Raw genomic sequence first — 14,157 nt, forward strand, 5'->3', positions numbered from 1 at the left:
GAATTGGTTCGCCGCACCCGGCCCGGCAAACTCGGGACCATGACCAGTTACCAGCTCCACACCGCAGACACCGCCGCCGACGCCGCGAAGGAGCCGCTCAGGGTGCTTGAAGGCGCTTTCGGGTTCGTGCCCGCCGCGGCCGGCCTCATGGCCGGCTCGCCGGCGCTGATCAACACCTTCTTCGCCGCCTTCGGCCACTTCCGGGGCGGCGGCACGTTCGGCCCGGACGAACGGCAGGTCCTGCTGCTGTCCAACGCCGTCGCGAACCGCAGTGAGTGGGCGGTGGCGTTCCACACGCTGGAGTCGCTGCAGGACGGCGTCGAACCCGCCGTGGTCGAGGCGATCCGGCGGGGCGAGCGGCCCGCGGACGAGCGGATGGCGGCGTTGTCGGCCTTCACCCGGTCGCTGATCGAGCGGAAGGGGCACGTCGACGCCGCGGAGGTGGCGGCGTTCAAGGCGGCGGGCTTCACCGGAGAACAGGTCTTCGAGGTGATCACCGGCGTGGCGATCTCGGCGATGACGAACTACACGGCCAACCTCGCCCGGCCGCCGCTGGAGGACGCGGTGGCGCCGCACGCCTGGAAGACGGGATACTCGGCGGGTGCCTGACGTCGGTCTCCTGCTGAAACAGTGGCGCGGTACCCGGCGGCTGAGCCAGCTCGCGCTGGCCGCCGAGGCCGCCGTGTCGATCCGCCACCTGAGCTTCGTCGAAACGGGGCGGGCCAACCCGAGCCGCGCCATGGTGCTGAAGCTCGCGGAGGTCCTCGACGTCCCGCTGCGCGAACGCAACACCTTGCTGCTCAGCGCCGGCTTCGCCCCGGAGTACCCGGAGTCCGCATTGGACGCACCGGCCCTGGCCGCGGTGCGGGACGCCCTGGAGACCATTCTCGCCCAGCAGGAACCGTTCCCGGCGCTGGTGATGGACCGCGGCTGGGACATCCGGCACACCAACTCCGCCGCCCGCCGGTTCTTCGCCTTCCTCCAGGACGGGCGGCCGGCGGGGCCACCGGGGGCGGCGAACGTGCTTCGCCGGATGTTCCACCCGGACGGCGTGCGACCCCACGTGACGAACTGGCCGGAGGTGGCCGAAGCGCTGGTGCGGCGGGCCCGGCGCGAGGCGATCGGGGGCGTCCTGGACGAGCGGGCCCAGCGGATCCTCGGCGAAGTGCTCGACTACCCGGACGTGCCGGCGCACCTGCGGGTGCTGGACGCGACGTCGCCCGTCCTCCCGATCGTGCCGATCCGGTACGAGCGCGGTGGCCGGCGGTTCGACTACTTCTCCACGGTGACGACGCTGGGCACACCCCAGGACGTGACCCTGCAGGAGCTGCGCATCGAATGCTTCTTCCCGATGAACGACGAAACCCGGGAGCACGCCCGGGAGCTGGCCGGGCCGCCCGGCGGGTGACGAACGGATGGTCAGCGGACGAGGCGGAAGAACCCGCGCACCTGCTCGACCAGCGACGCCGGCTGCTCCAGTGCGGCGAAGTGGCCACCGCGCGGCAGTTCCTCGAACCAGCGCAGGTCGGTGAACCGCAGCTCGGCCTCCCGCCGCGACGGGCGCGTGATGTCGCGCGGGTAGACCGACAGCCCGGACGGCGCGGTGACCTTGTCCCGGAAGTGGGCGAAGCTCTCCCAGTACAGGCGCGCCGACGACGTGGCCGACGCGGTGAACCAGTAGACCGAGATCTCGTCGAGGAGCTTCTGCCGCGGCAACACGTCCCCGGGGTGGCCCTCGTGGTCGGTCCAGGCCCAGAACTTCTCGGCGATCCAGGCGGCCTGGCCGGCCGGGGAGTCGGTGAGGCCGTAGCCGAGCGTCTGCGGCCGGGTCGCCTGGATCGCCGAGTACCCCCGGCCGGTCCGCCGGAACTCCAGCTCGGCCTCGAGGTTCGCCCGCTCCGCGGGTGTCGGGTCGTCGAACGTGCCCGCCGCCACGGACCCCAGGTTCAGGTGCACGCCGGCGACCCGCTCGGGCGCCACCTCGCCCAGCGCGCCGGACACCGCCGAACCCCAGTCGCCGCCCTGCGCGCCGTACCGCGGGTACCCCAGCGAAACCATCAACGTGTCCCAGGCACGCGCGATGCGGGTGACGCCCCACCCGGTGGTCGACGGCTTGTCGCTCCAGCCGTACCCGGGCAGCGACGGCGCGACCACGTGGAACGCGTCCGCCGGGTCCCCGCCGTGCGCGCGCGGGTCGGTCAGCGGGCCGAGGACGTCCAGGAATTCGAGCACCGAACCGGGCCACCCGTGCGTGAGCACCAGCGGGAAGGCGTCCGGCTCCGGCGACCGGACGTGCAGGAAGTGAAGGCCGAGCCCGTCGACGGTGTCGCGGTACTGCGGGAAGGCGTTCAGCCGTCCGGCGAACCCGAAGTCGTAGTCCTCGGCCCAGTCGCGGCAAAGCTCCTGCGCGTAGGCCAGCGGCAGCCCCTGGGACCAGTCGTCCACCGGCTCGGGCTCGGGCCACCGCGTCCGGCGCAGGCGGGCCCGCAGATCCGCGATCTCGGCTTCGGTGACGCTGACCTCGAACGGCTCGGCGGTCACAGGGAGCCTCCTTTCCTCGCCGGGAACATTACTTCGCGGGTGTGACCCGCGCCTCAGCCGATTGCCCCTGACACCGGTGTCAGCGGTCAGGATGGCGGCAGCGCCCGGAACGGCCGGGCCGGTCACCGGGAAGGCACGGAAAATGGGACAGGCATGGGGTTTCGGCAGGCACGGCGGGCCCGAAGTGCAGGAGTTCTTCGACCGCCCCGATCCCGCTCCCGGTCGCGGTGAGGTGCTGATCCGGGTCGACGTCGCCGGGGTGAACCCCCTCGACCACCTCGTGCGCGCGGGTCTGGTCCCCGGGCTCGACGGCGGGCGTCCGTTTCCCCGCGTGCTCGGTATGGAGGCCGCGGGCACCGTTCTCGCGCTGGGCGAGGACGTCGACGGGCTCGAGGTGGGGGACGCGGTCTTCGGCTTCGCGCTCACCGGCGGCGGCACCTACGCCGAGACGACGGTGCTGTCCGCGCCGAACACCGCGCGCATCCCGGCGGGTCTGTCCGCCACCGTGGCGGCGACGCTGCCGGTGGCCGGGACGACCGCGGTGGACGCGCTCGACCAGCTCGGCCTGCCGGCCGGCGCCACGATCCTGGTGAACGGCGTCGGGGGTGGGGTCGGCCTCGCGGTCGCCCGGCTGGCCGCGGCGCGCGAGCTGCACGTGGTCGGCACCGGCAGCGCCGCGAAACGCGAGCCGGCCGAGAGCGCCGGGGTGCGGTTCGTCGACTACACCGCCGAGGACGTCGCCGCCGCGGCCCGTGAGCTGGCTCCCGGCGGCTTCGACGGGATCGTCGACCTGGTCGGCGGTCCCTCGCTGCGGACGGTCGCCCCGCTGGCGCGCAACCCCCGCGATGTCATCGCCGTGGGCGATCAGTCCGTGCCCGACATCGGCGGCCGGTTCGTCGAGCGCCGCCTCGACCGCGACAACCTGGAGCGCGCCGCCCGGCTGGCGCTCGACGGAGTCCTCGCGCCTCCGGTCACGGCGGTTCACCCGCTGTCGGACGCCCCGGCCGCCCTCGCCACCGTCGAGAACGGGCACGCCTCGGGCAAAGTCGTCATCAAGGTGACCTGACAAGCTTTTCAGCCGCGGCCCAGGATCTTGGCCAACGCGGCGACGTCCGGCTTCTGCGGCCGCGGGAGCCAGACCGGCTGGTCGGCGCCGCGCGGGGAGAGCACGTTCGAGTAGTGGTGCGGCGTGCGTGACAGCGTGATGTTCTCGGTGACGCCCTGGTAGATGCCCAACGGCGTGAGCGAGGTGAACAGCTGTGGGTCGAGCAGTTCGTGGTCGCCGCCGCTGCCGACGGCCTGGTGGACGTAGTCCCAGTCGAAGAAGCCGAGGGTGACCGCCCACATCGCGGCCCGCGTCAGGGACACGTGGACCCGGTAGCTGCCGCCCTCGGTGGCGCGGCGGGCCAGCGCGGCCATGGCGCCGGTCGCGCCGAGCCAGGCGACGAGGTAGTCGTTGATGATCGATGTCGGGGGCAGCTTCGGGGCGTCGAGGCTGCCTTCGGCGGCGACCATGCCGGTGACCGTGCCGGCGACCTGGTCGAAGCCGACGCGGCGGGCCCAGGGGCCGGTTTCGCCGTGGCAGCTGGCGGTGACGTGGATGAGGCCGGGCCGCACCGCGAACGCCTGTTCGGCGTCGACGCCGAGTTCGGTGAGCAGGCCGGGGCGGCGGTTGGCGAAGAAGATGTCCGCCTCGCGCAACAGTGCACGCAGGGTGTCCCGGCCGTCGGGCCCGCGGACGTTGAGGCGGGTGGAACGCATGCCCACGTTGGCCGTGGCGATGAGGGGGTCCTGCTCGAACTCGGCGACGCGCCAGACGTTGAGCACGTCCGCGCCGAGTGAGGCCAGGGAGCGGCCGATGCCGGCGCCGGCGATGACGTGGCCCATGCCGAGCGCGCGGATTCCGGACAGGGGGTGGGTGCCCCATTCCGGCAGTGGTTCGGGCGGGGTGTCGGCGACCTTTTCGATTTCGATCAGGGGCCGGGAGGCGAGGTGCTCGAACACCGGCTCGGCGACGAACTCCTCGACGCTGCGGACCTTGGCGAACACGATCCCGTGCTCTTCGCCGAGCGCTTCGAGCTCGTCGGCGGTGTGCCGGGCGATGGCGCGGCCGAGGGCTTCGGGGTTGTCGGCGCAGTCGAGGACTTCGAGCATCTTCGACTTGAGGCCGGGGTAGATGTTCGGCGGGATGACGTGGCGGCCGTCGCGGGTGGGGTAGAACCCGAAGTAGGCGAAGACGCTGCGGTCGGGCATGTCGGCGGGGTAGCCGTTGAGGGTCTCCCACTTCATCTCCGACGCCGGGGCGAGGCGGCGGATGGCCTGGCCGAGGTCGACGGTGATGTCCTGGCCGAGGCCGGTGCGCATCCGCCACAGCTTCGCGGCGATCACCGACTGCTGGGCCAGCGCGACGGCGGCGGCGCCGCCGATGCGGATGCTGCTGGGCATCAGCGGGTCGCGCTTGTGGAAGGTGATGGTGCCGCCGCTGTCTTCGGGGGTGAAGCCGAGCGGGGCGAGGAGGGCGCGGAGCTCGGCGTGCGGATCGAACTCGTCGTCGGTCGCGCGCTTTCCGACGGCTTCGAGCATGGCTTCGCGCAGGGCCCGCGGGTCGGTGGTTTCCACTGTGGACTCTCCGGTCAGTGCAGCAGGGCGGTCGGGACGTCGACGTGGCGGGCGCGGAGGAACTCGCCCAGGGACTTGCCGATCTGGTCGAGCGCGAGGTTCGCCGAGCCGCTGGGCGGGAAGTAGCCGCGCAGCACGAACGAGATGCCGTGCAGGTTCGGCTGTTCGTAGCGTTCGATCCCGACGGCGTCCGGGCAGCCGAGCAGCTCGCGGAGCCGGTCGGCGGTGAGGAACCCCGCGAGCCATGGCCAGGCGGCTTCGTCCCGGGCCCACACGCCGAGGTTGGCGTTTGCCCCCTTGTCGCCGGTGCGCGCGTAGACGAGCTGTCCGAAGGGGACAGTCGCGGTGGGACCGGAGGGAGCCGCGCGGCTCGCCGGGGTTTCGGGCTGGCCGGTGAAGACGACGGTGTCCGGCGGGGGAGCGATGTCGAGGACCCGGCCGTCGGGCAGGTGGACCTGGTGGCGCAGGTCGGCCTGGCGGACGAGCCCGGGCCAGTAGTCGATCCGGGGCTGGCCGCCCATGGAGTACATCTGGGTCATGTCGATGTAGAAGCCGGGGATGCTGCCGAGGCCGTAGGAGCAGAACTGGTTGAGGAATCCCGAAACTGTCTTCTGCTCCGCGGCGGCGGCCGTGACCTGGACGGCGACGGTGGCCTGCCACTGGTCCTCCGGATCGGGGACCGGCTGCCCGCAGACGAAGAAGTGCAGCTCGTCCACGGGGTGGTCCTGGCGAGCGCGGTCGGCCTGGGCCTTGAGGACGCCGATCTTGACGTCGACGTCCAGGCCGGTGGGGAAGAGCCAGGTCGCGCCGCGGTAGCCGCGCTGGAAGTTGACGCCGACCTTGGTCGTCTCGGAGGCGGCGCTGCCGCGGGCGCCGGTGACGCGCACGCGGTCCGGGCCGTCCTGGGCGAGCGTGATGGAGTCGGTGTGCCAGGTGACGTCCGGGTTGAGGTAGCGCGGGCCCTGGATCTCGTACATCAGCTGCGCGGTCACGGTGTCGACGGTGACCGCGCCGCCGTCGCCGGCGCGTTTGGTCATCACGAAGGTGCCGTCTTCGTCGACCTCGGCGATGGGGAAGCCGGGCAGGGTGTTGTCGGCGATGCCGGTGAAGCCGGCGAAGTTGCCGCCGGTGGCCTGCGGTCCGCATTCGATGATGTGCGCGGCGGCGGTCGCGCCGGCGATGCGGTCCAGATCCCCGCGCTGCCAGCCGTGCCACCACGCGGCGGGACCGGTGACGAGGGAGGCGTCCGCGACCCGGCCGGTGATGACGATGTCGGCGCCTTCGCCGAGCGCGGCCTTGATGCCCCAGCCGCCGAGGTAGGCGTTGACCGCCAGCAGGTCGTCGATCTCCAGTGGCGCGCCGGTTTCGAGGTGGTTCAGCTGTCCGTCGGCGATCAGGTCCTTCGCGGTGCCGGTGAGGTCGTCGCCGGTCACGTACGCGACTTTGAGGGACAGGCCCAGCGCCGCGACCTCGGTGCGGATCGCTTCGGCGAGACCGGCCGGGTGGTAGATCCCGGCGTTGGTGACGACCTTGATCCCTTTTTCGGCGATGGCGGGAAGCTGGGGACGCAGCTGGCGGAGAAAGAACTCCGAGAAGAACTCGCGCCGGGCTTCGCGGTTGCCGTGGAAGCCGGCGACGACCATCGACATGGTGATCTCGGCCATCGAGTCGCCGATCACGACGTCCACCGGATCGCCTTGGACGGCCTCTTCGAACGCGGAGAACCTGTCACCCATCGCGCCGGAGAAGTTCGCGATCCGGACCGGACGCGCCATGGCGGCCACCTCGCTTCGTTGACACCTGTCGCTGAAATCGACGCTACTGCTATCGTTGACAAGTGTCAACGAACGAGGGTCTGCGGGCGCCCGCCCGCACCGACAGCGCCGATCCCCGGGCCGCGCGCGTGCGCGACCGGCTCCGGCGGGCCGCGTTCGAGCTGATCGAACAACGCCGGGTCGAGCGGATCTCGGTCAGCGACATCGCCGCGCTCGCCGGCGTGAGCAGGCAGGTCTTCTACCAGCACTTCCGCGACCGCGACGACGCCGTCGCGCAGGCCGTGGCGGCCTCGTTCCGGGAGCTCACCCCCGGCGACGGGGAAGACCCGCGGGCGGTGATCCACCGCCTGTGCGAATTCTCGGCCCGGCACGCGGAGCTCTACCGCAACCTCTACCCCAGCGCGGCGTCGCAGCAGACGGCGAACGCCTACCGCGACCTCCTCCACCCGGCGTGCATCCGGCTCGTCGACCACCTCCCGAACCCGGCGACGCTCGCGGATTTCGTCCTGGGCGGCATCATCGAGCTCCTCCGGCTGCCGGCGGAAGGTCCGGGCGCGCCGGCGTCAGGCGAGTTGTTGCGCCGCCGCGTCGACGCCTGCCTCGATGTCCTCAGTGGACCTTTGATTCCGGCTGGTCCGAACTCCGCTGACGCTGACCCGCCGGCCTAGCCGGCCGGGTCGCCTCGGCACGCAGCAGCTGCCGCCGCTTGGCGGCACCTCCCGGAAGGCGGTGCAGCTTGAACGAACCGGGTTTGTGCGCCTCCTTGGCCAGGTGCCCGGGGATGCCCTTGCAGACGAATTCCTTGATCCTGGCGCCCCAGCCGTCGTCGATGTGCAGCCACACCGCGACGTCGGACCTGTTGGCGAACTGGTAGATGCCCGCGTTCCGGCCCAGGCTCATGCACTGGGCGTAGGACGACCGGCGGAGGTTCTCCGGCTGCTCACCCGCGAGCCGGCTGAGCACGGTGTCGGCGGCCCGCGCGCCCAGCGGCCCGGGAACGGGCTCCTCGACGGCGACGTCCACCGGGAGACCCCCGGTCCGGACGCGGTCGATCAGCGCGGCGAGCCCGGTCAGGCCGCTTTCGCGCGGGTGGAACGCCGCCAGCATCCCGCGCAGGTCGGCCAGCGCGCCCGCACTGGTGTCGCGGACGGCTTCCAGCGAGCGGCGTGCCTGGTCCGGTTGCTCGTCGAAAGCGAGCAACGCCAGCCCGGCCTGCATGGTGATCAGGGCGAACCCGTGCCCGGCGATGTCGTGCACCTCCCCGGCCAGCCGGATCCGTTCCTCGAGTGCCGTGCGCGTGATGAGGTCGTGGCGAGCCCGCCGCCGGGCCGCGTCCCGCACGTGGACCAGCGCCCCCAGCGACCACGGCAGCACGATCCAGCTCGACCAGGCCAGCGCCAGCAGGCCGGGATCGTGCCGGTCGCTGAGCACCCGGACGAGGATGGTCACCGACGACAGCACGGCGGCCGGCGCGCACACCGCCGCCGAGCGGAGCGGCGTCCGCTGCCGGGCGGTCTCGAACACCGCGATCACCAGGCACAGCAGCACCGGCCCGTACGGATAGCCGGCCAGCAGATAGCCGTTGACCAGTACCACGGCGCCGGTCAACGCCACCGGCGGCATGCTGCGGCGCAGGCCCATCGTCACCGCCGCGGCGGCGACCAGGAGCGTCACGCCGAGCGCGTCCAGCGGGATGGCCGGGGCGGTCGCCGGCGATGGGACGGCCATCGTGCCGGCGACCACGGCGGCCGCGAACAGCCCGGCGGACACGACGTCCAGCCGGAAGATCCGCGCGCCGAAGGCCATGGGCATGCCCGTCAGCATGGCGACCGGCCGGGCGCCTGTCGTCGGCTTCGAAGCGACACCCGGGCTACGTCAGCTGACGTAGCCCGTCCGGCGGCAACGCCGCTTTGCGTCCGATGTGGTCACCGGGTCCAAGCCCCACGCTGGAAGCACCGAGGCGATGCCCGCTTCGGCCACCCCGGCAGGAGGACATCCCGTGACAACGCGCACAAACCCGCCGCCGGCCCGGACCGCGATCGGGCGGGCCACCGGCCGGCACCGGACGTTCCTGATCGCCACCTGCGTGGCACTGGTCCTGGCCGCGATCGCCGACGAAGCCACCGGCTACGACGGCCCCGGACCGGTCATCTACCCCGCGTTCGTGGTGCTGGTCGCCCTGGTGCCGTGGCGGTTCACCCCGCTGCTCGTGCTCCTCATGAGCGCGTTGTTCGTCTTCGGCGCACTCGTGTCGCCGGAGTTCGTGCACCGGCTGACCACGCCGGGCCAGGTGCTGGACTTCGCCGCCGCGTGGCTGCAGATGCTCGGTTTCGCCGCGGCCGCGGGCTTCGCGGTGGCCGCGGTCGTCGTTTCCCGCCGGACCCCCGGATCCCGTTCGTGAAGGAGCACACCGTGTCCCGTTTCCGCCGGCTCGGCCGCAGCACCCTCGTTTCGTTCGCCGGGCTGCTCGGCGGCATCGCCGGGCTGCTCGTCCAGTGGGCCGCCGACCCGGCCAGGTTCTCGGCGGCCCAGCAGTCGTCCGGGATCCCGTTCCCGCCCGGCATCCTGTTCATCGCCGGGGCCGGGTTGCTGATGCTGGCCACGTCCCGCTGGTGGTGGCACCCGATCTTCGCCGTGGTCATCGCGTTCTGGATCGCCGGCGTCGGAACGCTCGCCGGCCAGCTGACCCCCAACCTGGTCTCACCCAACGACGGCACCGTGGCCGGGACCGTCGTCATGGCCGCCGCGCTGCTCCTCGCCGCGGTAGCCGGTGTCGTCAGCATGGTTTCGGGACGGCGGAGGTCCGCGGTCCCGGCACGAAACCCGGGAAATGGCGGATCTTCGGAGATCCCCGGATGAGGAAGCGCTTTACTGACGAGGCCTGCGGGAATTACCCTGTAGCTGCGGGCTGGCGGGCGGACGACTTCACCGGCGCGTCACCAATTTTCGGAATTCGTATCGAAACGAGGGGGAAAGATGAAATCCACGTCCGCTGCCGCACTCACGGTGACGAATCTTGCGGAATCCGACGACCGTTCCGGGGCCGGCTGCGGCGTTCGGGTGGGCTTCGCTGCGGCGTCCGCGCTCACCGTGACGCCCCTTGCCGAGCGTGACGAACACGGCGGCACCGGCCGCGGCGTGACCATGTACAACGAAGCCGGAAAGGCCGGCCCCGGTTCGACCGCTGCGAAACCGCACTGAACGGCGGAGCAGGCGTTTCGATGTCCCGCGGGCAGGTTCCCCGCACTTGCCTGGTGTCGATGCCGTGGCACTCGCTGCACCGCCCCTCCCTCGCACTCGGCGTCCTGCGCGCGGCGTGCGAACGGGAGGGGCTTCCGGTCCCGGTTTCCTACCACGGCAGTCTCGCCTTCGCCGAGATGATGCTGCGGGCCGGTCTGACCGTGGGCGACTACGCGGAATTGGCGGACACCGGGTTCCACCATTCGCTCGGCGAATGGATCTTCGCGGGCGCGCTCAACGGACCCGGTTTCGGCTATGCGGGCATGCGGGATCTGGCCGGTCGCGCCGGCCTGCCCTTCCGCATCGCGGCGGCGGCTCGTGAGCTCGCGGACGAATTCACCGATCAGGCCGCCGACGCCATTCTGGCCCACGAGCCGGAACTGGTCGGCTTCAGCGCGACCTTCAGCCAGACCATCGCGAGCCTCGCGGTGGCCCGGCGGATCAAGGACCGGCGACCCGGCGTGCGGATCCTGGTCGGCGGCTACTCGACCGACGGCCCGATGGGCGTGGCGCTGCACCGGGAGTACCCGTTCGTCGACTACGTCCTGCGCGGCGAGGCGGACGTGACTTTCCCGAAACTGCTTCGAGCCCTCGCCGAATGCGATGCGACCGGAAGCCGCGACGGCCTCGACGACGTGCCGCAGCTGTGCCGGCGTGACGACGACGGCGCCACCCGGGTCAGCCCGTGCCCGTCCCGGCCGGTCTCCCCGGCGTCGATCACGACACCGGACTACGACGACTGGTTCGCCGCCGTTCCCGCTTCCGTCGCGGCCCGCGTCGAACCGGAGCTGGTCGTCGAGTCCTCCCGCGGCTGCTGGTGGGGCGCGAAACACCACTGCGTCTTCTGCGGCCTCAACGGCACCGCGATGGCCTACCGGGCCAAGCCGGCCGAATCCTTTGTGGATGAAGTTCTCGGACTCGTTCGCCGGCACCGGATCCTCGACGTCACCACGATCGACAACATCCTGCCGAACGAGTACTACCGGTCGGCACTGCCGGAGCTGGCCGACGCCGGCCACGACCTGCGGATCCACTACGAAATCAAGGCCAACGCGCAGATCGAGGACGTGGCCGCGCTGCGGGGCGCGGGCGTGTGGGACGTCCAGCCCGGCATCGAGAGCCTGGTCGACGACGTACTGCACCGGATGCGCAAGGGCGTGCGCGGGGCCCACAACGTGCGGATGCTGCGCGACGGTGCCTCGGCCGGGCTCAACATCACCTGGAACTGGTTGTACGGGTTTCCGGGCGAACGCGTGGCGGACTACGCCGCGGTCGTGGCCCAGTTGCCCGCCCTGGTGCACCTGCAGCCGCCCAGTGGCGCGGCACGTATTGCGCTGCAACGGTTTTCGCCGAACTTCGACGACCCGCGGCAGGGCTTCACCGAGCGTCGCCCGGCGGCGGGGTCGCGCCTCGTCCACGACATCGACGACCCCGAGCGGCTCGCCGAGCTCGTCTACTCCTTCGACACCCCGGACCAGGGGCTCACGGCCGAGGAGGTCAAGCCGCTGGTCGACGCGCTGGACGCGTGGACCGCGGGCTATGCGGGGAGTGCGCTGATCGTCCGGACCATCGGCGACGTCGTGGTGATCCGGGACCGGCGCCACGGCTGGGCGCCGGCCGACCACGTGCTCGAGCACCCGCGGGAAATCGCGGCCTGGCGAGCACTGGAAACCGGCCGCGCCCCCCTCCGGGTACTCGCCGAACAGGACCACGAATGGGACCCGGACGACTTCGGCGACTGGCTTGGCCGGCTCGCGGAGGCCGGTCTGGTGTTCACCGACGGCAATTTGTGGATCACCCTGGCCACCTCGCCGGCCACGGCGCGGAGAACCCGCTTGCCGTTGCCGGTGCTCACGCCGTCCGCCTGAGAAGGAGCCCCATGCGTACTCTGTCCGCTCCGCACCCGGCGTGGCCCGAAACGGTCGAACTCGACCTCGGCCGCATCGACGCCGATCCCGGCGCCGCACTGGGTGTCGTGGCCGAACTGGCCGGGCGCGCGCAGCGGCTGCGGCTGCCGGAGCCGTTCGCCTTCGGCGGATCCGCGCACCGCGACGCGACGATGGTGCGCTTGCTCGCGGCCGCCGCGGCGGCGTTCGTTCCGGTGGACTGGACCTTGCGGGAGCCGTTGCCGGGCACCATTCCCGAACGCGCGTTGTGTCACCTGCCGCCACCACGGGACGACGGAGAACTCGCTCGCCGTTGGCGTGCGGCCCACGACGTGGGCCTGTGCACCTACCGGTACGGCCCGGGGTTCGTCCTCATCCACGACACCCGCCCGGGCGGGCCGATCAACCGCGTCCACGTCGAAGCCGGTTGGGTCGACACGTTCCGGACCCTGGCCGGCACGGTCCGGCCGCCGGCCGGCGGAGCCGCGGCGGATCTCCTCGACCAGCTGGCAGCGCACCAGCTCGCCCTGCGGCTGGACGACCGGTACGCCGTTGTCCTGCCCTACCACGCGGATCGGCGTCCACCACCCGGCCGGGCGGTCCCGCCGGCGAAGCCGAGCCTATGACCGACGCCTCGCCGGACGCGGCCACCTCGGCGGCCGGGCTGCGCGGGCATCGCGCGTTCCGGCTCTTGTGGAGCGCGGACGCCGCCTCCCAGCTGGGCACGGCCGCCGCGACCGCGCTGGTGCCCCTGCTCGCCGCCACCACCCTCGGCGCCACTCCACTGCAGATGGGACTGCTCACCGCGGCGGAGACCGTGGCGTTGCTGGTCATCGGCCTGCCCGCCGGTGCCTGGATCGACCGGACCCGCCGCCGCCGCGCGGTCCTCGTCGGCGCCGACCTCGTCCGGGCCCTGCTGTTCTTCGGTGTCCCGGTCGCGGGCTGGACCGGTGTGCTGGACTTCGGGCAGCTGCTCATCACGGTGGTTCTCGTCGGCGTCGCGACCGTGTTCTTCGACGCCGCCTACCAGGCGTACCTGCCGGTGGTGATCGGGCTGGAGAACCTGGAAACCGGCTACGCGCGCCTGCAGGTCACCCTGTCGGTCGCCGCGGCCGCCGGGCCCGGCATCGGTGGCGTGCTCACTCGCGTGATCGGTGCCGCCTCCGGGCTGGCGCTCACCGGAGCGGGCTACCTGGCTTCGGCCGCGCTCCTTTCGCGCGTCCGGGCCGAGGTGCCGCCGATACCACCGCGGCCGCGGAAGGTGCGGCTCCGCACCGAGATCGCCGAGGGGCTGCACTACATCGTCGGCCACCCCCAGCTCCGCCCGCTGGCCGTCGCGAGTTCCATCGCCGCGTTCTTCACCGCGGGCATCATGTCCATGGAAGTCCTGTTCTTCACGCACGACCTGCACCTGGACGCGGCGGGCGCGGGCGTCCTGCTGGCCCTGTCCGGCGTGGGCAGCGTCATCGGCGCCGCGACGACCGGCCGCTGGACCCGCCGCCTCGGCGTGGCTCGCGCCAACTGGCTGGTGCCGCTGCTGACGTGGCCGCCCCACCTGCTGCTCCCGCTCGCCCAACCGGGCCCGATCGGCCTGGCCCTGGCGGCCACGGGAATCGTCATCCACGCCGCCGGCGGCACGACCTACAACGTGATCGTGATGACCCGCCGCCAGCACCTGACACCGGACGCCCTGCGCGGCCGCGTCCACACGACCATGCGCGTGCTTGTGTGGGGAACGATGCCCCTCGGCGCACTGGCGGCGGGCGTCTTCGCCGAGTCAGTGGGGACGCGCGCGACCCTGACCATCGCCGTCGCCGGAATCCTCATCGCGATCGTGCCGGCGGCCTGGTCCGCCCGCGAACACCCGGCCCCTTGACCGCCGAGACGGCGACCCGGCCGGTGCGGTCGCGGACGGGACACCGTTCCGAGTCGTGAAGGAGTCCTACGAAGACCGAGAGTTCCAGCACCTGCGGTTCGTCGACGGGCAGCACACGCTCGCGGGCATCTCAGGTCAGGGCGGCGAGTTGGTGTCCGATGAAGACCGCGAGGCTTCGCTGAGGTTGAGCGGAAGTTCTACGCGGAAGGCGAGTACGCGC

At 72.0% G+C, this 14,157-nt stretch carries 14 protein-coding genes; 10 read left to right on the forward strand and 4 right to left on the reverse strand.

Annotated elements, in window-relative coordinates; translation table 11 throughout:
- Positions 1-39: 39 nt before the first annotated feature.
- Both AB0M30_RS33630 and AB0M30_RS33635 read left to right on the forward strand, forming a co-directional pair.
- Positions 40-609, forward strand: a complete 570-nt coding sequence (locus AB0M30_RS33630) for a carboxymuconolactone decarboxylase family protein (RefSeq protein WP_364592211.1) — start codon at positions 40-42, stop codon at positions 607-609.
- Entirely contained in the window at positions 602-1,408 is an 807-nt protein-coding gene (locus AB0M30_RS33635) for a helix-turn-helix transcriptional regulator (RefSeq protein ID WP_364592214.1), read from the forward strand. Before AB0M30_RS33630 ends, AB0M30_RS33635 begins: the two co-directional genes overlap by 8 nt.
- Before the next feature lie 11 nt (positions 1,409-1,419).
- Here the strand turns inward: AB0M30_RS33635 and AB0M30_RS33640 are convergent, their stop codons facing one another.
- Positions 1,420-2,541, reverse strand: a complete 1,122-nt coding sequence (locus AB0M30_RS33640) for an epoxide hydrolase family protein (RefSeq protein ID WP_364592217.1) — start codon at positions 2,539-2,541, stop codon at positions 1,420-1,422.
- 142 nt (positions 2,542-2,683) lie between these two features.
- Here AB0M30_RS33640 and AB0M30_RS33645 point away from each other — a divergent pair, with 142 nt between their 5' ends.
- The gene (locus AB0M30_RS33645; protein ID WP_364592220.1) at positions 2,684-3,607 is read left to right on the forward strand and encodes an NADP-dependent oxidoreductase; all 924 of its coding nucleotides are present in this window, start codon (positions 2,684-2,686) and stop codon (positions 3,605-3,607) included.
- Between the two features lie 8 nt (positions 3,608-3,615).
- On the opposite strand, the gene AB0M30_RS33650 is transcribed toward AB0M30_RS33645, so the two are convergent.
- Both AB0M30_RS33650 and AB0M30_RS33655 read right to left on the reverse strand, forming a co-directional pair.
- Complete coding sequence (locus AB0M30_RS33650; protein ID WP_364592223.1) at positions 3,616-5,160, reverse strand: CoA transferase; 1,545 nt, start codon at positions 5,158-5,160, stop codon at positions 3,616-3,618.
- A gap of 14 nt (positions 5,161-5,174) precedes the next feature.
- Positions 5,175-6,935 carry an acyclic terpene utilization AtuA family protein gene (locus tag AB0M30_RS33655; RefSeq protein WP_364592226.1) on the reverse strand — a complete coding sequence of 587 codons (1,761 nt, stop codon included), beginning with the start codon at positions 6,933-6,935 and terminating at the stop codon, positions 5,175-5,177.
- Positions 6,936-6,997: 62 nt separating this feature from the next.
- Here AB0M30_RS33655 and AB0M30_RS33660 point away from each other — a divergent pair, with 62 nt between their 5' ends.
- Positions 6,998-7,603, forward strand: coding sequence for a helix-turn-helix domain-containing protein (locus AB0M30_RS33660; RefSeq protein ID WP_364592229.1), 606 nt, complete (start codon positions 6,998-7,000; stop codon positions 7,601-7,603).
- Here AB0M30_RS33660 and AB0M30_RS33665 read toward each other — a convergent pair.
- Complete coding sequence (locus AB0M30_RS33665) at positions 7,545-8,747, reverse strand: histidine kinase dimerization/phosphoacceptor domain-containing protein (RefSeq protein WP_364592232.1); 1,203 nt, start codon at positions 8,745-8,747, stop codon at positions 7,545-7,547. The two genes, AB0M30_RS33660 and AB0M30_RS33665, sit on opposite strands and share 59 nt — an antisense overlap.
- A gap of 187 nt (positions 8,748-8,934) precedes the next feature.
- Between AB0M30_RS33665 and AB0M30_RS33670 the strand changes: the two genes are divergently transcribed.
- The 6 genes from AB0M30_RS33670 (at position 8,935) to AB0M30_RS33695 (ending at position 13,937) form a co-directional block, all read left to right on the forward strand.
- A complete protein-coding gene (locus tag AB0M30_RS33670) occupies positions 8,935-9,336 on the forward strand; it encodes a hypothetical protein (protein WP_364592235.1) in 402 nt (133 codons plus the stop codon).
- An 11-nt stretch (positions 9,337-9,347) separates the two neighbouring features.
- Positions 9,348-9,794: a hypothetical protein gene (locus tag AB0M30_RS33675; RefSeq protein WP_364592238.1), complete on the forward strand. Its 447-nt coding sequence runs from the start codon at positions 9,348-9,350 to the stop codon at positions 9,792-9,794.
- A 117-nt stretch (positions 9,795-9,911) separates the two neighbouring features.
- On the forward strand, positions 9,912-10,136 hold the full coding sequence (locus tag AB0M30_RS33680) for a hypothetical protein (RefSeq protein WP_364592240.1): 225 nt from the start codon (positions 9,912-9,914) through the stop codon (positions 10,134-10,136).
- A 59-nt stretch (positions 10,137-10,195) separates the two neighbouring features.
- Positions 10,196-12,043, forward strand: coding sequence for a RiPP maturation radical SAM C-methyltransferase (locus tag AB0M30_RS33685; protein ID WP_364592243.1), 1,848 nt, complete (start codon positions 10,196-10,198; stop codon positions 12,041-12,043).
- 11 nt (positions 12,044-12,054) lie between these two features.
- Entirely contained in the window at positions 12,055-12,687 is a 633-nt protein-coding gene (locus AB0M30_RS33690; protein WP_364592246.1) for a DUF5825 family protein, read from the forward strand.
- Positions 12,684-13,937: an MFS transporter gene (locus AB0M30_RS33695; RefSeq protein WP_364592249.1), complete on the forward strand. Its 1,254-nt coding sequence runs from the start codon at positions 12,684-12,686 to the stop codon at positions 13,935-13,937. Before AB0M30_RS33690 ends, AB0M30_RS33695 begins: the two co-directional genes overlap by 4 nt.
- Positions 13,938-14,157 lie beyond the last annotated feature (220 nt).

This window comes from Amycolatopsis sp. NPDC051716, from assembly GCF_040681595.1.
Lineage (GTDB): Bacteria > Actinomycetota > Actinomycetes > Mycobacteriales > Pseudonocardiaceae > Amycolatopsis.

What these genes read in the sequence shown, in the direction of transcription:
- AB0M30_RS33630 (WP_364592211.1), top strand. Translation starts at nt 40, where the DNA reads ATGACCAGTTACCAGCTCCACACCGCAGACACCGCCGCCGACGCCGCG.
- AB0M30_RS33645 (WP_364592220.1), top strand. Translation starts at nt 2,684, where the DNA reads ATGGGACAGGCATGGGGTTTCGGCAGGCACGGCGGGCCCGAAGTGCAG.
- AB0M30_RS33655 (WP_364592226.1), bottom strand. Translation starts at nt 6,935, where the DNA reads ATGGCGCGTCCGGTCCGGATCGCGAACTTCTCCGGCGCGATGGGTGAC.
- AB0M30_RS33665 (WP_364592232.1), bottom strand. Translation starts at nt 8,747, where the DNA reads ATGCCCATGGCCTTCGGCGCGCGGATCTTCCGGCTGGACGTCGTGTCC.
- AB0M30_RS33680 (WP_364592240.1), top strand. Translation starts at nt 9,912, where the DNA reads ATGAAATCCACGTCCGCTGCCGCACTCACGGTGACGAATCTTGCGGAA.
- AB0M30_RS33685 (WP_364592243.1), top strand. Translation starts at nt 10,196, where the DNA reads ATGCCGTGGCACTCGCTGCACCGCCCCTCCCTCGCACTCGGCGTCCTG.
- AB0M30_RS33690 (WP_364592246.1), top strand. Translation starts at nt 12,055, where the DNA reads ATGCGTACTCTGTCCGCTCCGCACCCGGCGTGGCCCGAAACGGTCGAA.
- AB0M30_RS33695 (WP_364592249.1), top strand. Translation starts at nt 12,684, where the DNA reads ATGACCGACGCCTCGCCGGACGCGGCCACCTCGGCGGCCGGGCTGCGC.